Genomic DNA, 19336 nt, shown 5'->3' on the forward strand with positions numbered 1-19336 from the left:
CACCGCCTGGACGGTCGTGATCAGGTGAACAGGCATGATTGATCTACCAAGCGCAGGTCTTGTGACCGCCAACGAAAACTCGGCGATGGTGCTGCTGGTGGACGATCAGGCAATGATCGGCGAAGCGGTGCGGCGTGGGCTGGCCCATGAAGAGAATATCGACTTCCACTTCTGTGCCGATCCGCATCAGGCCATCGCCCAGGCCATGCGCATCAAGCCGACGGTGATCCTCCAGGACCTGATCATGCCGGGCCTGGATGGCCTCACCTTGGTGCGCGAATACCGCAACCACCCGGCCACCCAGGACATCCCGATCATCGTCCTGTCGACCAAGGAAGACCCGTTGGTCAAGAGCGCCGCGTTTGCCGCCGGGGCCAATGATTACCTGGTCAAGCTGCCGGACACCATCGAACTGGTGGCGCGAATTCGCTACCACTCGCGCTCCTATATGACCCTGTTGCAGCGCGATGAAGCGTATCGCGCACTGCGCGTCAGCCAGCAGCAACTGCTCGACACCAATTTGATGCTGCAGAGCCTGATGAACTCCGATGGCTTGACCGGCTTGTCCAACCGCCGCCACTTCGACGAGTATCTGGAACTGGAGTGGCGCCGGGCCATGCGTGAGCAGCAGCAGCTGTCGCTGTTGATGATCGACGTCGACTACTTCAAGGCCTTCAACGACAGCTTCGGCCACCTGGCCGGTGACGAGGCGCTGCGCCAGGTGGCTGCAGCGATTCGCAATTCATGCTCACGGCCAAGCGACCTGCCGGCGCGCTACGGCGGCGAAGAGTTCGCCCTGGTGCTGCCTAACACCTCGCCGGGCGGCGCCCGCCTGATTGCCGAAAAACTGCGCCAGTCGGTCTACGGCCTGGGCATCGCCCACACCGCACCCGAGGCCGATGCGCGGCTGACCGTGAGCCTGGGCATCGCTACCTTGACCCCGGCCATCGGTAGCCATTGCCGGCAACTGATCTCGGCCGCCGACAAGGGCCTGTACCTGGCCAAGAATAATGGGCGCAATCAGGCCGGTATTGCCTGATAAGCGCCTTGCGCCTGCCCGGCGGGTCTGCCGCCGTGGCTCGGACTGGTTTATACTCACCGGCTTTTCACCGAATTCGCGCGAGTAGCCTGCCCAATGGAAATCCAACCGATCCTCAACACCATCAAAGACCTCACCGAACGTTCCGAATCGATTCGGGGGTATCTTTGACTACGATCTGAAAGCTGAGCGCCTGATCGAAGTCAACCGCGAGCTGGAAGACCCGGCCGTGTGGAACAAACCCGAGTACGCCCAGGAGCTGGGCCGCGAGCGCGCCATGCTGGCGCAGATCGTCGGCACCCTGGACGAGATGTCCAGTGGCCTGGCCGATTCGCGCGAGCTGCTCGACATGGCCGTCGAAGAAAACGACGAGGCGGCGGTCAACGACGTTGTCGAAGTGCTCGAAGGTCTCGAAGAGTCCCTGGCCAAGCTGGAATTCCGTCGCATGTTCAGCGGCGAGATGGACATGAACAACGCCTACCTGGATATCCAGGCCGGTTCCGGCGGTACCGAAGCACAGGACTGGGCCAACATCCTCCTGCGCATGTACCTGCGCTGGGCCTCCAAGCGTGGCTTCGACGCCACCATCATGGAGCTGTCCGAAGGTGAAGTCGCCGGCATCAAAGGCGCCACCGTGCACATCAAGGGCGAGTACGCGTTCGGCTGGTTGCGTACCGAGATTGGCGTTCATCGCCTGGTGCGCAAGAGCCCGTTCGATTCCGGCGCGCGTCGTCATACCTCGTTCTCGGCAGTGTTCGTCTCGCCCGAGATCGACGACAAGGTCGAGATCGACATCAACCCGTCCGACCTGCGTATCGACACCTACCGCTCCTCGGGTGCCGGTGGTCAGCACGTCAACACCACCGACTCGGCGGTCCGGATCACTCACGTGCCGACCAACACCGTGGTCAGCTGCCAGAACGAACGTTCTCAGCACGCCAACAAGGACACCGCCATGAAAATGCTGCGGGCCAAGTTGTACGAGCTGGAAATGCAAAAGCGCAGCGCAGCCTCGCAGGCTCTGGAAGACAGCAAGTCGGACATCGGCTGGGGTCACCAGATTCGCTCGTACGTGCTCGACGCGTCGCGAATCAAAGACCTGCGCACCAACATCGAACGCAGCGACTGTGACAAGGTGCTGGACGGCGATATCGACGAATACCTCGAAGCGAGCCTCAAGCAAGGCCTGTAACTTCTCGGCTGCTGAGCTGCAAGACCCTCGCCTGCGGGCGAGGGCAATGAATCCTTGATGGAAAATCTGACGACATGAGCGATCTCAAACTCGACCCGCAAGACCTGCAACAGGAAGAAAACACCCTGATCGCGCTGCGCAAGGAAAAGCTTGCCGCCGAGCGTGCCAAGGGCCAGGCCTTCCCCAACGACTTCCGTCGCGACAGCTACTGCAGCGATCTGCAGAAGCAGTATGTCGACAAGACCAAGGAAGAGCTGGAAGCTGCAGCGATCCCGGTCAAGGTTGCCGGTCGTATCATGCTCAACCGTGGCTCGTTCATGGTTATCCAGGACATGACCGGGCGCATCCAGGTCTACGTCAACCGCAAGACCCTGCCGGAAGAGACCCTGGCTGCGGTCAAGACCTGGGACCTGGGCGACATCATTGCCGCCGAAGGCACCCTGGCGCGTTCCGGCAAGGGCGACCTGTACGTCGAGATGACCAGCGTGCGTCTGCTGACCAAATCGCTGCGTCCGTTGCCGGACAAGCACCACGGCCTGACCGACACCGAGCAGCGCTATCGCCAGCGCTACGTTGACCTGATGGTCAACGAAGAGACCCGCCACACCTTCCGTGTGCGTTCGCAGGTGATCTCGCACATTCGCAGCTTCCTTGCCAAGCGCGACTTCCTCGAAGTGGAAACGCCGATGCTGCAGACCATCCCAGGCGGCGCGGCGGCCAAGCCCTTCGAAACCCACCACAACGCGCTGGACATGCAGATGTTCCTGCGGATCGCGCCTGAGCTGTACCTCAAGCGTCTGGTCGTGGGTGGCTTCGAGAAGGTCTTCGAGATCAACCGCAACTTCCGTAACGAAGGTGTTTCGACCCGGCACAACCCCGAGTTCACCATGCTCGAGTTCTACCAGGCCTACGCCGACTACGAAGACAACATGGACCTCACCGAAGAGCTGTTCCGCGAGCTGGCGCAGCTGGTGCTAGGCAGCACCGACGTGCCTTACGGCGACAAGGTGTTCCACTTCGGCGAGCCGTTCGTGCGCCTGTCGGTGTTCGACTCGATCCTCAAGTACAACCCCGAGCTGACCGCCGCCGACCTGCAGGACGTCGACAAGGCCCGCGCGATTGCCAAGCAGGCAGGTGCCAAGGTGCTCGGCCACGAAGGCCTGGGCAAGCTGCAGGTGATGATTTTCGAAGAGCTGGTCGAGCACAAGCTGGAGCAGCCGCACTTCATTACCGAGTACCCGTTCGAAGTGTCGCCGCTGGCCCGCCGCAACGACGCCAACCCGAACGTCACCGACCGCTTCGAGCTGTTCATCGGTGGCCGCGAGATCGCCAACGCCTACTCCGAGCTCAATGATGCCGAAGACCAGGCCGAGCGCTTCCTGGCCCAAGTGGCGGAGAAGGACGCCGGTGATGACGAAGCCATGCACTACGACGCCGACTTCGTCCGTGCGCTGGAATACGGCATGCCGCCGACTGCCGGTGAAGGCATCGGTATCGACCGCCTGGTGATGTTGCTGACCAACTCGCCGTCGATCCGTGATGTGATCCTGTTCCCGCATATGCGCCCACAGGCCTGAGTGCTGTGAACAAGCCGCCTTTCGAGGCGGCTTTTTCTTGGCTGTCATCCGCGGCTCGGCCGCTGGGTGACAGCAGTGCTGTACGACGATCAATTCCACGAGGTATTCAGCGTGAACCCAGCAATCGCCGAACAAGGCGCAGCCGGCGTAGCCAGCGCCGTTGCTGAAAGCGTGCAGTACCAAGGGCGCAAGACCAGCCGCCAGGGCAGTGAACAACGCCGCCAGCTGATTCTCGACGCAGCGATGCGCATCGTCGTCCGCGATGGCGTGCGCGGCGTGCGCCACCGCGCCGTAGCCGCCGAGGCCGGTGTGCCGCTGTCGGCCACCACCTACTACTTCAAGGACATCGAAGACCTGCTCACCGATACCTTTGCCCAGTACGTCGAGCGCAGCGCCGACTACATGGCCAAGCTGTGGGCGACCAGTGAAGGGGTGTTGCGCCAGTTGCTCGCGCAGGACGATGGCAGCGCCGCATCACGGACGCGGCTGGTCGATGAAATCGCGCGGATGACCGCCGACTACGTCAGCCGGCAACTGAGCAATCGGCGTGACTTTCTCATGGCCGAGCAGGCCTTCCGCCAGGAGGCCTTGCTCTGCCCGCGGTTGGCCGAGCTGGTGCGCGCGCACGAACGGATCCTCGCGCAAGGCGCGCGGCAGATGCTCCAGGTAATCGGCTCGCATCATCCCGAGCAGGACGCACAGATGTTGACGGCGATTATCGAGCAGATGGAATATCAAGGCCTGCTTGAACAAACGAACGGGCAGGCCGATGGGCAGATGCTCGCTATTCTTACCCGCTACCTGCACCTGGTGCTGGCATCGGTCTGAGCTGCGAGCGGTTTGCGCTGTCACCGATCTATCTAGGAGAGCCTGATGAAAGCCTGGCGTATGGTGTTGTTGACGTTGTCATTCCTGATGCTGGGCGGTTGTCTGGTGACCTTTGGCGACCCGCTGCCGGCCAACCAGACCGCACCCAAGGCGTTGCTGGGCAAGTGGAGCAGCAAGGATGCCTGGGGCGAGCCGCTCAAGCTGAGCATCAGCCGCGCGGCTGGCAACAGCTACAAGGCGCTGGCCACAGCCAAAGGCAAGCCGGCTGAAGACTACGTGTTTACCGTGGCCCGTCATGGCAGCCGCTGGTACCTGTCGGCCGGGGTGCCCAAGCGCCTGGGCGGCAACTTCCTGATTGGCGGCTTCGAGGTCAGCGCCGACGGCAAGGAACTGGTGGTGTACAACCTGGACGTCGATCAGGTGCACGAGGCGCTCACGCGCAAGGAACTCAGCGGGCGCAGTATCGAGGTGCCGGAAGACAACGGTCCGGGCGTGTTGATCGACAGCCCGACCGAGCGAGTGCTGGCCTACTTGGATGACCCGGCCAACTCTGACCTGTTCGTCGAAGTGGCGCGCTTCCAGCGCGTCGGCAAGTAATAGCCGCTACAAGGAATTAGCCGTGGACGAGTATCAGCAGACCATTCGCGCGTTGTCCGACCGCATTGTCGTGGCGCAGACGCCGATCCGCGTGCTCGATGCGGTGAAGTGGGACGACAACATCCGCCAGGCCTTCATCAACGGTAAGGGCAAAGAGCCGCCTGCCGTGGACCGAGCCTATTACCAGTCGCGCCCCCTGGGCTTCGATTCGAGTGCATTGAAGGCCGAGTTTCAGAGCATCGAGCGCGACATCACTCGCCAGCTGGGCCAGTTCAACCCGGTCGGGCAGATCATGCGGCGCATGTGCCGCGAGTACCGCATGGTGGTGCGCATGCTGGAAGCGCGCGGCACCGAGGACTTCGGCCTGATTTCGCAGGAGCTGTATGGTGCAGCTTCCGATGCGTTTCATGCCGGCGACCCGACCCTGGCCGACCTTGGCCTGATGCTTTCTGATTACCTGAACAACATCGATGGCCGCGGCGATCTCAAGGACGAGCCAAAGAACCTCACGGCCAAGCAAGCGGTGGATATCCTCCAGCGCCGGCTGAATACGGTGTTCGGCGAGGCCGAAGGCACCATCCGCGTGTTCGAGTCCGACGGTATCGTCGCCGATGCAGCGGCGGGCGCCGACTACATCAAGGTGCGCGCCGATGCCATGTTCAACAGCCGTGATGTGCGTGCGCTGGAGGTTCATGAAGGGCTGGTGCATGTTGGTACCACGCTCAACGGGCTTAACCAGCCGATCTGCACCTTCCTCGCCAAGGGGCCGCCGTCGTCGACTGTGACCCAGGAAGGCCTGGCCATCCTTATGGAAGTGATCGCCTTTGCCTCGTACCCGAGTCGCCTGCGCAAGCTGACCAACCGCACGCGGGCCATTCACATGGTCGAGCAGGGCGCCGATTTCATGCAGGTGTATGAGTTCTTCCGTGGCCAGGGCTTCGAGATCGGCCAGAGCTACAGCAACGCCAGCCGAGTGTTCCGCGGCTCGGTGCCGAACGGTCTGCCATTCACCAAGGACTTGTCCTACCTCAAGGGCTTCATCATGGTTTACAACTACATTCAGTTGGCCGTGAAGAAGGGCAAACTTGAGCAGATCCCGTTGTTGTTCTGCGGCAAGACCACTCTGGAGGACATGCGCACCCTGCGTCAGTTGGTCGAAGAAGGCCTGGTCGAACCGCCCAAGTACCTGCCCGAGCAGTTTCGCGACCTGAATGCGCTGTCCGCCTGGATGTGCTTCTCCAACTTCCTCAATCACCTGAGCCTTGATCGCATTGAAGCCGATTACGCGAACATTCTGTAAAGGCCTGGCGCTGACTCTGGCGCTGACCCTCGGCGGCTGCAGCAGCTTGCTGTTCTATCCCGAGCCGGGCCAGGCATTCACCCCCGAGCGGGCCAAGCTGGCCTATCGCGATGTGACCCTGACCACCAGTGATGGCGTGCGCTTGCACGGCTGGTGGCTGCCGGCCAAGGATGGCGTCGAGGTCAAGGGTACCGTGCTGCACCTGCACGGCAACGGCGGCAACCTGCCTGGGCACCTCGGCGGCAGCTACTGGCTGCCGGAGCAGGGCTACCAGGTGTTGATGATCGACTATCGCGGTTATGGCCTGTCTGAAGGCAAGCCAAGCCTGCCTGAGGTGTACGAAGACATAGCTGCGGCCATGAGCTGGCTTGAACGGGCGCCTGAGGTGCAGGGCAAACCACTGGTGCTGCTGGGGCAGAGCCTGGGCGGAGCGATGGCGATTCATTACCTGGCGGGCCACCCTGAGCAGCGTCAACGCTTCAGTGCGCTGGTGTTCGATGGCGTGCCGGCCAGTTATCGCTCGGTCGGGCGATACGCGCTGGGTACCGGCTGGCTGACCTGGCCGCTGCAGGTGCCGCTGTCATGGCTGGTGCCCGACGGCGACAGCGCGATCCGCTCGATCGAGCGCCTGGACAGCCCGCCGAAGTTGTTTTTCCACAGCATCGACGATGCCCTGGTGCCGCTGGAAAACGGTCTGGACTTGTACCGTCATGCGCCACCACCACGGGTGTTGCAACTGACCCGCGGCGGCCACGTGCAGACCTTTGCCGACCCGACCTGGCGCCAGGTGATGATCCGCTTCCTGGATGATCCGACTCATTTCAACGGCCTGCGGCGCTTGGCCGAAGTGCCTAATTTCCCTGATGAGAAGAACAAGCAATGAGTGAAGAACGCAACGCCATCCCGCTGATTCTGACCGGCGTCGGTAGCATCATCGTGACGGTAGGGGCCCTCTGGTATTACGGCTACCTGCATTTTGCCAAGCCTGAGGATGCCCTGTTGCTGCAGGACTTCACCATGCTCAAGACGGTGCCGGGCGAGGATTACAAGGTCTCGCTGGAGCCTGCGGCGCAGGTGGCGCAGTGCATGGATGGGGTGTTGGTATTGATCGATATGCAGCAGAAGGGCCTGACCGGTGTGCTGGTCGACAATCGTAAGCGTGCGGTGCGCTGTGTTGGCGAGGAGACGCCGCGGCAAGTGCAGTGAATCGCATCGGGGCCGCTGCTCGGCCCCAGCAATTCTGAAACTCCCGCCAAAGCAGAACACAAAAAACCGCGTGAGCCCAAAGGCTTCACGCGGTTTTTGTTTGCCGCGACGGGGCTGCCAGGCAGCCCCGCTGGCAACCCTTACTGGTTGGCAGCAGTACGCGGTGCAACCGGCTGGTTGTCGTTGGAAATGGTTACTTCCACACGACGGTTCTGGGCACGGCCGGAGTTGCTGGTGTTGTCAGCAACCGGGTATTCCTTGCCATAGCCCTGCGAGACGATACGCGCTGGATCTACACCGGCACGTACCAGGGCCATGCGCACAGCGCCAGCACGACGCTCGGACAGGCTCTGGTTGTAGCTGGCCGAACCGACGCTGTCGGTGTAGCCCTCGACAATCACTTTACGCTCTGGGTTTTCAGCCAGGAACTGCGCCAGCTTGGTCACGTTGGGCAGGGCGCTGCTCTTCAGTTCAGCCTTGTTGAAGTCAAACAGCACGTCGCCGAAGGTCACCAGGGTGCCACGGTCGGTCTGTTTGGCGTTCAGGCTGTCCTGCAGCTTCTTGATCTGGGCGTCACGGGCATCCAGGCGAGCCTGGGCACGTTGGGCCGAAGCGTTCTTCAGCTCGCCTTCAGCAGCGCGCAGGGCGATGGTCTGCTTGGCGACTTCAACGCGCTGGCTGGTCAGGTAGGCCAGCTGGTCGACTTTCTTGGTGTCTTCGCGATCCATGTAGGCCTTGTCGGCCTTGTTCAGCCAATCCTGCGCGTCCTTGGTCTCAAGGGCGGCCAGTTTGGTCGACTGTGGATCGCTCTGCAGCGCCGAGAAGCTGGTGCGAGCAGACTCGAGGTTGGCGTTTGGATCATGCGAGCAAGCAGCAAGGCCAACACTCAGGGCCAGCAGAGCGGGGATCATGACGTAGTTGCGCATAGTGTTCTTCCTTTAATCAGTAACGAAGGCTGGGGGAGGCGGGCAGGCTTATTCAGCGCTGCGCAGGCCTTCCTCACGCAGTTCCTGGACGCCTTGGCGGGAGTCCTGCACGGCTTTTTGCGCTTTGGCAGCCTGTGCCTTGCGCTCTGCTACGCGGGCGTCCCACTCAGCCTGCTCGGCGAGCACCTTGGCTTCTTCGTACTTTTTGTCGTGCATGGCAATTTCAGCTTTCTTGAACTTGTCCTGCGCCGCTTTCATTTCCACTGCAGCGAACTCGGTACCACCGGAGCTCACCGCCGCGTTGACCGCAGATTGGGTCACGGCGTACTGCTCGGTTGGCGGCTTGCCGGCGCAACCAGCGAGGACAAACGTGCTGCCCAGGGCCAGCGCGGCCAGTTTCAGGCCATGCATGCGGGTGGATGATGTTGGCATAGTGCGGCTCTTCATGTTGGTCAGCTCCATTGGATCACTCCTGATGACAATGTCCGTGGCAGTCCATCGCTCGTTCCCTGACAGTGCGCGCTTCAGCTGAACTGTGCACTACCACTGTGTGCAGGGTTTTAGCGTGATGGCTATTGGCTCGGACTGGAGCGTTTTTCGAATAGTTCCGAAAAAAATAGCAAGCCGTTACAAGTATTTTCTGACTGAACGGTCAGCGAGAAACTGCGGAACTTTCAGCTCGCGCAGGGGTAGGGCAGGGTAACTGCGGCGGGGCGCACGGGCCCCCCCGCGGTCGTCAGCACGTTATTTGGCAGGGTCTTGATCGGTGCTTGTGAACGTCTGCAGATGCTGCCGCGACAGCGCCAGAAAGCGCGGCGTAGAGCCTACGTCTTCATACATGGGGTCGCCTTGCTCATCGGTGGCAATCACCTGCCGGCCCTGCACATAGGGGAAGCTCGCTTCCAGCTCTTCGAGGGCCGAGGCGACCAGTTCGCCGAGCAGTTCTTCGGCGGTGCGTTTGGGGAACATATCGATCAGCGCGGCCAAGCGCGCCTCCGATTCCAGGTCCAGATGCAGGATGTGGCTGGTCGGGCTCAGGCTGCCTGCGGCGTTCTGTTCCCAGTGTTGGGCGAGTTCGCGGATTTTCATGATGACCTCTGTGCAGCTTGGATAGGGCGTGATGCCATGCACTGATTGGGAGTGGCTCTGCTCAACTTTAGTTGCTTTGGCGGTGTCAGGCTTGCCTTGAGCGCGCTGCTGTGGGCACTCTTGGGGCTGCTGGTTCCTGAATGGATGCGCGGACGAGCCGCGCTGGAGAAAGGCCTGATGACCGATATCGATGTACGCTTGCGTGAGGATGTCCATCTGTTGGGGGAACTGCTGGGTGAAACCATTCGCCAGCAGCATGGCGATGCGTTTTTGCAGAAGATCGAAGCCATCCGCCACAGCGCCAAGGCCGACCGCCGCGGCGCGGCCGAGCAGCTCAGCTCGACCCTCGACGACCTCGCCGATGACGAGCTGTTGCCGGTGGCGCGGGCATTCAACCAGTTTCTCAACCTGGCCAACATCGCCGAGCAGTATCAGCTCATCCACCGCCGCGCTGCCGACCAGCCCGAGCCGTTCGAGAGCCGGGTTTTGCCCGAGCTGCTGGCCCGCCTGAAGCAGGAAGGGCACAGCGACGATGCCCTCGCTCGGCAGTTGGCCAAGCTCGATATCCAACTGGTGCTGACCGCGCATCCAACCGAGGTCGCGCGGCGCACCCTGATCCAGAAATACGACGCCATCGCCGCGCAATTGGCCGTGCAGGATCACCGCGACCTGACCCCCGCCGAGCGCGAGCAGGTGCGCGACAAGCTGCGCCGATTGATCGCCGAGGCCTGGCACACCGAGGAAATCCGCCGCACCCGGCCGACCCCGGTGGACGAAGCCAAATGGGGCTTCGCAGTCATTGAGCATTCACTGTGGCAGGCCGTGCCCAGCCATCTGCGCAAAGTCGACAAGGCGCTGTTCGAGGCAACCGGCCTGCGCCTGCCGCTAGAGTCGGCGCCGGTCCGTTTCGCCTCGTGGATGGGCGGTGATCGTGATGGCAACCCCAACGTCACCGCCGCCGTGACCCGCGAGGTGCTGCTGCTGGCGCGCTGGATGGCCGCGGACCTGTTCCTGCGTGATATCGATAGCCTGGCCGCCGAACTGTCGATGCAGCAGGCCAGTGCTGAACTGCTCGAACAGGCAGGCGAGGGCGCCGAACCCTATCGCAGTGTGCTCAAGCAGCTGCGCGAGCGCCTGCGTGCGACTCGCAGCTGGGCCCAGGCCGCACTGACCAGCAACCAACCGCCTGGTGCCCAGGTACTCAGCGACAACCGTCAACTGCTCGACCCGCTGGAGCTGTGCTACCGCTCGCTGCACGAGTGCGGCATGGGGGTGATCGCCGATGGCCCGCTGCTCGACTGCCTGCGCCGCGCCGTCACCTTTGGCTTGTTCCTGGTGCGCCTGGACGTGCGCCAGGACGCCGCTCGCCATCGCGATGCGATGAGCGAGATCACCGACTACCTCGGCCTTGGCCGTTATGCCGACTGGGATGAAGAGCAGCGCATCGAATTCCTCCAGGCTGAACTGAAAAATCGCCGGCCGTTGCTCCCGGCCCATTTCAAACCGCAGGCCGAGACCGCCGAGGTCCTCGATACCTGCCGCGAGGTGGCCGCCGCGCCGGCGGCGTCACTTGGCTCATACGTCATCTCCATGGCCGGCGCGGCATCGGATGTGCTGGCCGTGCAACTGCTGCTCAAGGAAGCCGGCCTGACCCGGCCAATGCGCGTGGTGCCGTTGTTCGAGACCCTGGCCGACCTGGACAACGCCGGCCCGGTCATGCAACGGCTGCTCGGCCTGCCGGGGTACCGCAGCGGCCTGCGCGGCCCGCAGGAAGTGATGATCGGTTACTCCGACTCGGCCAAGGACGCCGGCACCACGGCGGCGGCCTGGGCGCAGTATCGCGCCCAGGAAACCCTGGTGCAGATCTGCCGCGAGCATCAGGTCGAACTGCTGCTGTTCCACGGCCGTGGCGGCACCGTCGGCCGCGGCGGTGGCCCGGCCCATGCGGCGATCCTGTCGCAGCCACCCGGCTCGGTCGCTGGGCGCTTCCGTACCACCGAGCAGGGCGAGATGATCCGCTTCAAGTTCGGCTTGCCGGGCATCGCCGAGCAGAACCTCAACCTGTATCTGGCCGCCGTGCTCGAAGCCACCCTGCTGCCGCCACCGCCGCCTGAGCCGGCCTGGCGCGAGGTGATGGACCAACTCGCCGCCGATGGCGTCAAGGCCTATCGCGGGGTGGTGCGCGAGAACCCTGACTTCGTCGAGTACTTCCGCCAGTCGACTCCCGAGCAGGAGCTGGGCCGCCTGCCGTTGGGCAGTCGCCCGGCCAAGCGCCGCGCGGGCGGTATCGAAAGTCTACGGGCAATTCCATGGATCTTCGGCTGGACGCAGACACGGCTGATGCTGCCGGCCTGGCTTGGTTGGGAAAGCGCCCTGAACAATGCCTTGGCGCGCGGCCAGGGTGAGCTGTTGGCGCAGATGCGCGAGCAGTGGCCGTTCTTCCGCACCCGCATCGACATGCTCGAGATGGTCCTGGCCAAGGCCGATGCGCAAATTGCCGAGGCCTACGACCAACGTCTAGTGCAACCCGAGCTGCTGCCATTGGGTGCGCACCTGCGCGACCTATTGTCGCAGTCATGCCAGGTGGTATTGGGCCTGACCGGGCAGCCGGTGCTACTCGCACACAGCCCTGAGACCCTCGAATTCATTAGCCTGCGCAACACCTATCTGGACCCGCTACATCGCCTTCAGGCCGAGCTGCTGGCGCGCTCGCGCAGCCGTGAAGCCGCTCTGGACAGCCCGCTGGAGCAGGCGCTGCTGGTCACTGTGGCAGGGATTGCCGCCGGCCTGCGTAACACCGGCTAGGGTGCCTCCAAAGGAGGCTCAGGTGGGCGGGGGCGGGCTACGATAGTGCACGGCAGAACAGGGTTGCACCGAGGGCAACCCTTGCCACGGCAGGTCGCAAGTGGCGGTTTATCGCAACTTTGGGACGCTTGTCTGGTCGCCGGGCGCTGTGTATCTTGATCAGCCTTTTGACCGATTTTCTGGTCGACACCTGATTTTCCGGACTTGGCCCTGACGCCGACTCCGTTGATTTGCATAAAAAAATATGAGGAGCACAAGATGCGCGTAATTCTGCTGGGAGCTCCCGGGGCCGGTAAAGGTACTCAGGCAAAATTCATCACCGAAAAGTTCTCGATCCCACAGATCTCCACCGGCGACATGTTGCGTGCCGCAGTGAAGGCTGGCACCCCTCTGGGCATCGAAGCCAAGGCGATCATGGACGCTGGCAAGCTGGTCTCCGACGAGCTGATCATCAACCTGGTCAAGGACCGTATCGCCCAGCCAGACTGCGCCAACGGTTTCCTCTTCGACGGCTTCCCGCGCACCATCCCGCAGGCTGAAGCGCTGGTCACTGCCGGCGTCGAGCTGGACGCTGTGGTCGAGATCGCCGTGGAAGACGAAGAGATCGTTCAGCGCATTGCTGGCCGTCGCGTCCACGAAGGCTCGGGTCGCGTCTACCACGTGGTCTACAACCCGCCGAAGGTTGCCGGCAAAGACGACGTGACTGGCGAAGATCTGGTCCAGCGTAAAGACGACACCGAAGAAACCGTGCGTCATCGCCTGTCGGTCTATCACGACCAGACCAAGCCATTGGTCAACTTCTACCAGAAGCTTGGCGCTGCCAACGGCAAGCCGAAATACAGCCACATCGAAGGTGTCGGCTCGGTTGAAGCAATCACTGCCAAGGTCCTCGCAGCCCTGAGCTGATCGTTACCTTGCATACGACAACGGCCCGCTTGCGGGCCGTTGTCGTTTATACTGGCGCTCTTTTTCTTGCGTCTGGAAACCCGTTCGATGACCACCTTGCTGGCCCTGGATACCGCCACCGAAGCCTGTTCCGTTGCATTGCTGCATGACGGCAAGGTCACCAGCCACTATGAGGTCATCCCGCGTCTGCACGCGCAAAAGCTGCTGCCGATGATCAAGCAGTTGCTGGCCGACGCGGGCGTGGCGCTGAGCGCTGTCGACGCCATCGCCTTCGGTCGCGGCCCTGGCGCCTTCACCGGCGTGCGCATTGCCATTGGCGTGGTCCAGGGCCTGGCCTTCGCCCTGGAGCGGCCGGTACTACCGGTTTCCAATCTCGCCGCGCTGGCCCAAGGCGTGTTGCGTGAGCGTGGCATCGCTCAGGTTGCCGCAGCCATCGATGCGCGCATGGATGAAGTCTACTGGGGCTGCTATCAGGCCTCTGCTGGCGAGATGCGCCTGGTTGGCCGCGAAGCGGTGCTGCCGCCGGAGCGGGTAGCGCTGCCGGATGGTAGCAGCGGCGACTGGTTCGGCGCCGGCACTGGCTGGGTTTACCACGAGCGCCTGGCGGTACCTGTCAGCGCCATGGACACCGGCTTGCTGCCCAGCGCGCTCGATGTGCTGAGCCTGGCCGGGTTTGCCTGGGCCCGCGGTGAAGCGGTCGCCGCCGACCAGGCGCAACCGGTTTATCTGCGCGATAACGTGGCCACGCCCAAGGCGGTTTAAGCGGCTGTTCGTCGGCTGCTTACTTTTGCGCTAAACCTTTGGTGAGAACTGTGGTCCAGTTATCACAACGGCATTAGCGATGGATCTCTGATGCTGCTAAATTGCCATCATTGATCCTGAGTGTTCATTTCATGCGTATCGACGGCTTTTCACCGCAGTCCTATCCGATCAAGCGCGCACCGCGCAAGGCACCGGTGCGTGACGAAGCAGTCGAAGATGCCGAGCTGATCGAAGAGTCCGAGGTCGCGCAGGAAACCCGCACTCGCCGCAGCGCGGGAGGCTTGCCCGCCCGCCAGCAGGACATGGTTTTTCCCCGCGCCCGCGACCGGCGCACTGCAACCGCTCTGGCCAGCTACATGGCGACTGCAGGATTCACCGATTGGGATATGGAAGTGTTGGGGCTTGATCTGTACATTTGATGGATGAAGCCATCGCCCCTGCCATACTTTCTCGGTTGCCCGTCCTGGAGCGAAAGCGCCTGGCGCGACTATCTCTACCCCGCCGATGCCCGCGTCACTGACTACCTCGCGCTGTACAGCCAGGTCTTCAACGCCGTCGAAGGCAATACCACCTTTTATGCCAGCCCGGCACCGTCCACGGTAGAACGCTGGGCGCAGATCATGCCGCCCGGCTTTCGCTTCACCGCCAAATTCCCGCGTGAAGTCAGCCATGGCGGTGATCTACGTGAGCAACTTGAGGCAGGGTTGGCCTTTACCCGGCTGATGGCGCCGCTGGGTGGGCGGGTCGCGCCGTACTGGCTGCAGTTGCCGGCCACCTTTGGCCCTTCGCGGTTGCCCGAGCTTGCGTACTTTCTTCAAGAGATCGGCGTGCCGGTTGCAGTCGAGGTGCGTAACGACGCTTTTTTCGCTCGCGGCGAAGAAGAGCGGTCGCTCAATCGTCTGCTGCATGGCATGGGTGTCGAGCGCATCTGTCTGGACTCGCGTGCGTTGTTCAGCTGCACCTCACGCGAGCCTGCCGTGTTGCATGCGCAGAGCAAGAAGCCTCGCGTACCGGCGCGTCCGGCTGCTTTCAGCCAGCACCCACAGGTGCGCTTCATCGGCCAGCCTGAAGTGATTGGCAACGAGCCGTTCCTGACGCCCTGGGTGAGCAAGGTCGCCGAGTGGATCGAAGCCGGCCTGAACCCTTATGTGTTTCTGCATACTTCCGATAACCAGCAGGCGGCGGCCCTGGCTCAGCACTTTCACCAGCGCTTGAGCGAGCGTCTGCCGGGGTTGCCAGCACTGGCGGAATTGCCACGAGCGCCTGAGGTCGAACAGCTGGGTCTACTCTGACCACTCGTCAATCTGCCGGAGCCAGTGATCATGGATGTACAAACCCTGCGAGCTGAGGCCTTCAAGGCGCTGCATGAGCGTGACGGTGCCTTTGTCATGGCCAATCCCTGGGACGCCGGCTCGGCCAAACTCCTGGCCAGCATGGGCTTCGAAGCGCTGGCGACCACCAGTGCCGGCCTTGCATTCAGCCTCGGCCGCGCCGATGCCGAGGGTGCGCTGAGCCTGGACGATACTTTGGACAACGCCCGCGCCATCGTCGATGCGAGCGCCTTGCCAGTCGCCGCCGACCTGGAAAACGGCTTTGGCGACTTGCCTGAAGACTGCGCCCAGGCGATCCTGCGCGCGGCCGAGGCGGGCCTGGTGGGCGGCTCGATCGAGGACGCCACTACCCGCAGCGATGCCCCCATCTATGACATGGGCCTGGCCGTGGAGCGGATCCGTGCCGCCGCCCAGGCCGCGCGTAGCCTGCCGTTCACCTTCACCCTGTGCGCCCGCGCGGAAAACCTGTTGCATGAGCGGATGGACCTCGACGACACCATCCTGCGCTTGCAGGCCTACGCCGAAGCGGGGGCCGATGTGCTCTACGCACCAGGCCTGCGCAGCGCCGACGAAGTGCGCGCGGTGGTGCAGGCGCTGGCACCCAAGCCGGTCAACGTGCTGATGGGCCTGGCTGGCGTGCCATTGAACGTCAACCAGCTGCAGGACCTTGGCGTGCGCCGCATCAGCGTCGGCTCGTCACTGGCCCGCGCTGCCTTTGGCGCGCTGCAGCGGGCAGCGCTGGAAATCCGCGAGCAGGGCACCTTCAGTTACGCCGAGCAGAGCATGCCGTTTGCTCAGCTCAACGATCTGTTCCGTCGCTAAGCCCAGATGCGCTGGCTCGGTTGGCTGCTGTTCATCCTCTCTCTGGCGGCGGCGCAAGCCTGGTACCTGGGCTGGCGCCCGCCTGCCGCCTGGAACCCATGGGCAGCGCTCGACGTACGCCAGCCGCCTAACTGGTTGACCGCGTACAAGCTGTCGCGGCTGCGCCAGGATCCAGCCCTGTGCGAACAAGCCCTGCAAAGCTCCGGCCTGCGTTATCGCGCCCAGGCCGACAGCCCGGCCAGCGCGCGCTGTCCTTTGAGCAATGTGTGGCGGGTCGAGGCAGGCCAGGCCAGCCTGAGTAGCAGTTTCCTCGCCAGCTGCCCGCTGGCGGTGGCCTATGCCTTGTTCGAGACCCATGGCTTGCAGCCGGCCGCGCAGCGCGTGTTTGGCCAGCCGGTGACAAGGGTCGAGCACCTTGGCAGCTTTGCCTGTCGCAATGTGTACAACCGCAAGGAAGGGCGCCTGAGCCAGCATGCGACGGCCAACGCCCTCGATATCAGCGCTTTTCGGCTCAAGGATGGCCAGCGCATCGTGCTGGCGCAGGACTGGCAGGTTGGCGGGCAAAAGGCTGAGTTTCTGCGCGAGGTGCGCAAGGCTGCATGTGCCAGCTTCAGTACGGTGCTAGGCCCGGACTACAACGCTGCTCATCACAATCATTTTCACCTGGACATGGGCGTCTGGCAGGTCTGCCGTTAGGCATGTACGCGCACGTTGTTCAGCACCACCGGGCGCGCCCAGTGCATGTCGAACTCAAGGTCGTGCTGCTGCAGCGTCAGGGTCGGCTGATCGAACGGCTCCGGCGCCGGGTCGAGCAAGTCCATGTCGAATTCGGCAATCGGCAGGTACAGCGGGCGCGGCGCGGGGGCGGCGCCAGGTGTTGGCAGCGGCTGGCCCTGGTGCATGACGACCGGGCGTAACCAGCTGTTGTTAAGGTCCAGATCGCGCTGCTGCTCGATCATCTCGGCGGCGCTGAACGGCTCGGGTGCAGGTTCGAGCAGTGCGGCTTCAAGCTCCGCCTTGGGCAGAAACAGCGGCTCGGGTGGCTTGACCTCGGTGTCGCTGACCTGACAGCTACGCTGTAGGTCGATCAATGCCAGGGCGCGGGCGCCGCCGGTGGGCTCACCACTGACCTGGTCATGCTGCTGCAGCGCCTGGCTGACCGGGTCCACTTCGACAGCACTTTGGTCGGCCATCGCTCGGGCGAAGAAATCCTGCCACAGATGGCTGACGCCACCGAGTGCCTGGGTATTCTGCCGACCGTAGTTGCCGACAGGCGACAGGTAGGTCAAGCCGATGGGAAGAGTGTCTGTCATGGCAGTCGCGGCGGTTCAGCTCTGGCACAATAGCGGATACTGCGTGTATCGGCCGTGGCCGGGGTTTCATTAATTTTTTCGGGTGCAGGATCGGATGGTAGAGCAAGAGCAGGGCACGGGCATCACAGTCGAGGCGTTGGCGCCCGAGTACCAGGCCCAGGCGCAGCAGTGGGCTGTGCAACTGGGTTTGCCGCTGAACGACGACAGCGCCGCCGTGGCGCTGCAGATCGGCGCCGAAGGCCTGCAACTGCAGCAGCTCGGAGCGCAGGCGCCAGGGCCGGTGCGGGTCGACTTCGTTGAAGGTCAAGCCGCGCACCGGCGCCTGTTTGGCGGCGGCAGCGGGCAGATGATCGCCAAGGCGGTCGGCGTGGCTCAGGGTGTGCGCCCGCAGGTACTGGATGCCACTGCCGGCCTGGGCAAGGACGCCTTCGTGCTGGCCAGCCTCGGTTGCCAGATGACCCTGATCGAGCGCCAGCCGCTGGTTGCCGCGTTGCTCGCCGACGGCCTGCAGCGCGCGCGTGACGACCATGAAGTCGGGCCCATCGTCGAGCGCATGCGCTTGCTGGTCGGCAACGCCATCGACACCATGCACGCCTGGCAAGGGGAGCCACCCCAGGTGATCTACCTCGACCCGATGTTCCCCCATCGAGAGAAGACCGCGCTGGTGAAAAAAGAGATGCGTGTGTTCCGCCCGCTGGTGGGCGACGACCTCGATGCTCCGGCGTTATTGGCTGCCGCGCTGGCACTGGCCAGCCATCGCGTAGTGGTCAAGCGCCCGCGCAAGGCGCCGATCATTGACGGGCCCAAGCCCAGCCACAGCCTGGAAGGCAAATCGAGTCGCTACGACATCTACGCGAAAAAAGCCCTCAAGGCCTAAGGCGCGTACGCCCGCACAAACAGCTCGACTACCTCGCACACATGCGCCTCGGCCTCTGCGCCTACCAACGGCGGCGCGCAGCCGAGCAGCAAGCGGTAATCCGGCGCGCCCTTGATCAGGCAGAAGAAGTGTTCGGCCGCTCGCCACGGGCTGTCGACGCGCAACAAGCCACGGTCAGCGGCATTGCGTAGCAGTGCTTCCATTTCGGCAAGAATCCGTTTGGGCCCGGCCTCATAGAAATACCGGCCAAAACTTGGGTCATGGCTGCCTTGGGCCATGATCAGCCGGCTCAGCTTGACCGACTCGTCGCTGCTGATCAGCGCGTGGAAGTTTCGCGCGATGTTCAGCAGCACCTGGTCAATCGGCACACCGTCGGGCAGCTCGAATATCAGCTCCGGCAATTGGCTTTGGCAGGTCGCCATCACCGCCGAGCCGAACAGGGTCTGCTTGTCGGTGAAATGGCTGTAGACCGTCAGTTTTGAAACACCTGCCGCCGTGGCGACCGCATCCATGCTGGTGTTGGCGTAGCCAAGGCTCAGGAATAGCGCTTTGGCAGCTTCAAGGATGGCCTCGCGTTTGGCTAGGTCCTTCGGCCGGCCAGGGCCGATGGGTGCGTCGTTTGGCATCAGGGTCTGCATCTTGGTGAACAGGAAGCCATCTTACCGGTTTCTGCCTGAGGAGCGTGGGCATCGTCGTTTCCCGGCATGCTTCATTGTGGCCGTAGCTGTAGCAGCGCCCGCAGATCAGCTGTAGATCCTGTGCTACT

General features: G+C 63.1%; 21 protein-coding genes. 16 read left to right on the forward strand and 5 right to left on the reverse strand.

Annotated elements, in window-relative coordinates; genetic code table 11:
• Positions 1-34 precede the first annotated feature (34 nt).
• From CXQ80_RS05175 to CXQ80_RS05210, 8 genes are all read left to right on the forward strand, one after another.
• Positions 35-1039 (forward strand): PleD family two-component system response regulator, encoded by a 1005-nt coding sequence (locus CXQ80_RS05175; protein WP_101317149.1) that lies wholly within the window; start codon positions 35-37, stop codon positions 1037-1039.
• A gap of 96 nt (positions 1040-1135) precedes the next feature.
• Positions 1136-2231, forward strand: a protein-coding gene (gene prfB, locus CXQ80_RS05180; RefSeq protein WP_101317151.1) for a peptide chain release factor 2 whose coding sequence is annotated in 2 segments (ribosomal slippage) — positions 1136-1207 and positions 1209-2231 — 1095 coding nt in all. Because the reading frame shifts where the segments join, the coding sequence is not laid out codon by codon here.
• Between the two features lie 74 nt (positions 2232-2305).
• On the forward strand, positions 2306-3808 hold the full coding sequence (gene lysS, locus CXQ80_RS05185) for a lysine--tRNA ligase (protein ID WP_101317154.1): 1503 nt from the start codon (positions 2306-2308) through the stop codon (positions 3806-3808).
• 123 nt (positions 3809-3931) lie between these two features.
• Complete coding sequence (locus CXQ80_RS05190) at positions 3932-4636, forward strand: TetR/AcrR family transcriptional regulator (RefSeq protein ID WP_101322957.1); 705 nt, start codon at positions 3932-3934, stop codon at positions 4634-4636.
• A gap of 45 nt (positions 4637-4681) precedes the next feature.
• A complete protein-coding gene (locus tag CXQ80_RS05195) occupies positions 4682-5233 on the forward strand; it encodes a hypothetical protein (RefSeq protein ID WP_101317156.1) in 552 nt (183 codons plus the stop codon).
• Positions 5234-5255: 22 nt separating this feature from the next.
• The gene (locus CXQ80_RS05200) at positions 5256-6533 is read left to right on the forward strand and encodes a flavohemoglobin expression-modulating QEGLA motif protein (protein WP_101317158.1); all 1278 of its coding nucleotides are present in this window, start codon (positions 5256-5258) and stop codon (positions 6531-6533) included.
• The gene (locus tag CXQ80_RS05205; RefSeq protein ID WP_101317161.1) at positions 6505-7416 is read left to right on the forward strand and encodes an alpha/beta hydrolase; all 912 of its coding nucleotides are present in this window, start codon (positions 6505-6507) and stop codon (positions 7414-7416) included. Before CXQ80_RS05200 ends, CXQ80_RS05205 begins: the two co-directional genes overlap by 29 nt.
• Positions 7413-7739, forward strand: coding sequence for a hypothetical protein (locus tag CXQ80_RS05210; RefSeq protein ID WP_101317164.1), 327 nt, complete (start codon positions 7413-7415; stop codon positions 7737-7739). The genes CXQ80_RS05205 and CXQ80_RS05210 overlap by 4 nt, the downstream gene beginning before the upstream one ends.
• 140 nt (positions 7740-7879) lie before the next feature.
• On the opposite strand, the gene CXQ80_RS05215 is transcribed toward CXQ80_RS05210, so the two are convergent.
• From CXQ80_RS05215 to CXQ80_RS05225, 3 genes are all read right to left on the reverse strand, one after another.
• Positions 7880-8665 carry an OmpA family protein gene (locus CXQ80_RS05215; RefSeq protein WP_101317166.1) on the reverse strand — a complete coding sequence of 262 codons (786 nt, stop codon included), beginning with the start codon at positions 8663-8665 and terminating at the stop codon, positions 7880-7882.
• Positions 8666-8713: 48 nt separating this feature from the next.
• Entirely contained in the window at positions 8714-9127 is a 414-nt protein-coding gene (locus CXQ80_RS05220; RefSeq protein ID WP_101317168.1) for a DUF4398 domain-containing protein, read from the reverse strand.
• Positions 9128-9409: 282 nt separating this feature from the next.
• The gene (locus tag CXQ80_RS05225; protein ID WP_101317170.1) at positions 9410-9754 is read right to left on the reverse strand and encodes a pilin assembly protein; all 345 of its coding nucleotides are present in this window, start codon (positions 9752-9754) and stop codon (positions 9410-9412) included.
• 177 nt (positions 9755-9931) lie between these two features.
• On the opposite strand from CXQ80_RS05225, the gene ppc reads away from it, so the two are divergent.
• The 7 genes from ppc (at position 9932) to CXQ80_RS05260 (ending at position 17076) form a co-directional block, all read left to right on the forward strand.
• The gene (gene ppc / locus CXQ80_RS05230; protein ID WP_101317173.1) at positions 9932-12559 is read left to right on the forward strand and encodes a phosphoenolpyruvate carboxylase; all 2628 of its coding nucleotides are present in this window, start codon (positions 9932-9934) and stop codon (positions 12557-12559) included.
• Positions 12560-12817: 258 nt separating this feature from the next.
• Positions 12818-13465: an adenylate kinase gene (gene adk, locus CXQ80_RS05235; protein WP_101317175.1), complete on the forward strand. Its 648-nt coding sequence runs from the start codon at positions 12818-12820 to the stop codon at positions 13463-13465.
• 87 nt (positions 13466-13552) lie between these two features.
• Complete coding sequence (tsaB, locus tag CXQ80_RS05240) at positions 13553-14227, forward strand: tRNA (adenosine(37)-N6)-threonylcarbamoyltransferase complex dimerization subunit type 1 TsaB (protein ID WP_101317177.1); 675 nt, start codon at positions 13553-13555, stop codon at positions 14225-14227.
• Between the two features lie 131 nt (positions 14228-14358).
• Positions 14359-14646 (forward strand): hypothetical protein, encoded by a 288-nt coding sequence (locus CXQ80_RS05245; RefSeq protein ID WP_101317179.1) that lies wholly within the window; start codon positions 14359-14361, stop codon positions 14644-14646.
• A 3-nt stretch (positions 14647-14649) separates the two neighbouring features.
• On the forward strand, positions 14650-15519 hold the full coding sequence (locus CXQ80_RS05250; protein WP_101317181.1) for a DUF72 domain-containing protein: 870 nt from the start codon (positions 14650-14652) through the stop codon (positions 15517-15519).
• A 30-nt stretch (positions 15520-15549) separates the two neighbouring features.
• Positions 15550-16380, forward strand: a complete 831-nt coding sequence (locus CXQ80_RS05255; protein WP_101317183.1) for an oxaloacetate decarboxylase — start codon at positions 15550-15552, stop codon at positions 16378-16380.
• Between the two features lie 6 nt (positions 16381-16386).
• Complete coding sequence (locus tag CXQ80_RS05260; RefSeq protein WP_101317186.1) at positions 16387-17076, forward strand: extensin family protein; 690 nt, start codon at positions 16387-16389, stop codon at positions 17074-17076.
• On the opposite strand, the gene CXQ80_RS05265 is transcribed toward CXQ80_RS05260, so the two are convergent.
• Positions 17073-17693 carry an energy transducer TonB gene (locus tag CXQ80_RS05265; RefSeq protein WP_101317188.1) on the reverse strand — a complete coding sequence of 207 codons (621 nt, stop codon included), beginning with the start codon at positions 17691-17693 and terminating at the stop codon, positions 17073-17075. The two genes, CXQ80_RS05260 and CXQ80_RS05265, sit on opposite strands and share 4 nt — an antisense overlap.
• Positions 17694-17787: 94 nt before the next feature.
• Here CXQ80_RS05265 and CXQ80_RS05270 point away from each other — a divergent pair, with 94 nt between their 5' ends.
• Positions 17788-18570, forward strand: a complete 783-nt coding sequence (locus tag CXQ80_RS05270; protein ID WP_101317191.1) for a class I SAM-dependent methyltransferase — start codon at positions 17788-17790, stop codon at positions 18568-18570.
• Here the strand turns inward: CXQ80_RS05270 and CXQ80_RS05275 are convergent.
• On the reverse strand, positions 18567-19208 hold the full coding sequence (locus tag CXQ80_RS05275; RefSeq protein WP_101317193.1) for a TetR/AcrR family transcriptional regulator: 642 nt from the start codon (positions 19206-19208) through the stop codon (positions 18567-18569). The genes CXQ80_RS05270 and CXQ80_RS05275 overlap by 4 nt on opposite strands.
• Positions 19209-19336 lie beyond the last annotated feature (128 nt).

Origin of the sequence: Pseudomonas sp. 02C 26 (assembly GCF_002843585.1) — a bacterium.
GTDB classification, from domain to species: Bacteria; Pseudomonadota; Gammaproteobacteria; order Pseudomonadales; family Pseudomonadaceae; genus Aquipseudomonas; species Aquipseudomonas shirazensis.

Excerpts from the sequence above, each read along its gene's own strand:
- CXQ80_RS05175 (WP_101317149.1), top strand. The coding sequence starts at position 35 with ATGATTGATCTACCAAGCGCAGGTCTTGTGACCGCCAACGAAAACTCG.
- lysS (WP_101317154.1), top strand. The coding sequence starts at position 2,306 with ATGAGCGATCTCAAACTCGACCCGCAAGACCTGCAACAGGAAGAAAAC.
- CXQ80_RS05195 (WP_101317156.1), top strand. The coding sequence starts at position 4,682 with ATGAAAGCCTGGCGTATGGTGTTGTTGACGTTGTCATTCCTGATGCTG.
- CXQ80_RS05210 (WP_101317164.1), top strand. The coding sequence starts at position 7,413 with ATGAGTGAAGAACGCAACGCCATCCCGCTGATTCTGACCGGCGTCGGT.
- CXQ80_RS05215 (WP_101317166.1), bottom strand. The coding sequence starts at position 8,665 with ATGCGCAACTACGTCATGATCCCCGCTCTGCTGGCCCTGAGTGTTGGC.
- CXQ80_RS05220 (WP_101317168.1), bottom strand. The coding sequence starts at position 9,127 with ATGGAGCTGACCAACATGAAGAGCCGCACTATGCCAACATCATCCACC.
- CXQ80_RS05225 (WP_101317170.1), bottom strand. The coding sequence starts at position 9,754 with ATGAAAATCCGCGAACTCGCCCAACACTGGGAACAGAACGCCGCAGGC.
- ppc (WP_101317173.1), top strand. The coding sequence starts at position 9,932 with ATGACCGATATCGATGTACGCTTGCGTGAGGATGTCCATCTGTTGGGG.
- adk (WP_101317175.1), top strand. The coding sequence starts at position 12,818 with ATGCGCGTAATTCTGCTGGGAGCTCCCGGGGCCGGTAAAGGTACTCAG.
- tsaB (WP_101317177.1), top strand. The coding sequence starts at position 13,553 with ATGACCACCTTGCTGGCCCTGGATACCGCCACCGAAGCCTGTTCCGTT.
- CXQ80_RS05245 (WP_101317179.1), top strand. The coding sequence starts at position 14,359 with ATGCGTATCGACGGCTTTTCACCGCAGTCCTATCCGATCAAGCGCGCA.
- CXQ80_RS05250 (WP_101317181.1), top strand. The coding sequence starts at position 14,650 with ATGAAGCCATCGCCCCTGCCATACTTTCTCGGTTGCCCGTCCTGGAGC.
- CXQ80_RS05255 (WP_101317183.1), top strand. The coding sequence starts at position 15,550 with ATGGATGTACAAACCCTGCGAGCTGAGGCCTTCAAGGCGCTGCATGAG.
- CXQ80_RS05260 (WP_101317186.1), top strand. The coding sequence starts at position 16,387 with ATGCGCTGGCTCGGTTGGCTGCTGTTCATCCTCTCTCTGGCGGCGGCG.
- CXQ80_RS05265 (WP_101317188.1), bottom strand. The coding sequence starts at position 17,693 with ATGACAGACACTCTTCCCATCGGCTTGACCTACCTGTCGCCTGTCGGC.
- CXQ80_RS05270 (WP_101317191.1), top strand. The coding sequence starts at position 17,788 with ATGGTAGAGCAAGAGCAGGGCACGGGCATCACAGTCGAGGCGTTGGCG.
- CXQ80_RS05275 (WP_101317193.1), bottom strand. The coding sequence starts at position 19,208 with ATGCAGACCCTGATGCCAAACGACGCACCCATCGGCCCTGGCCGGCCG.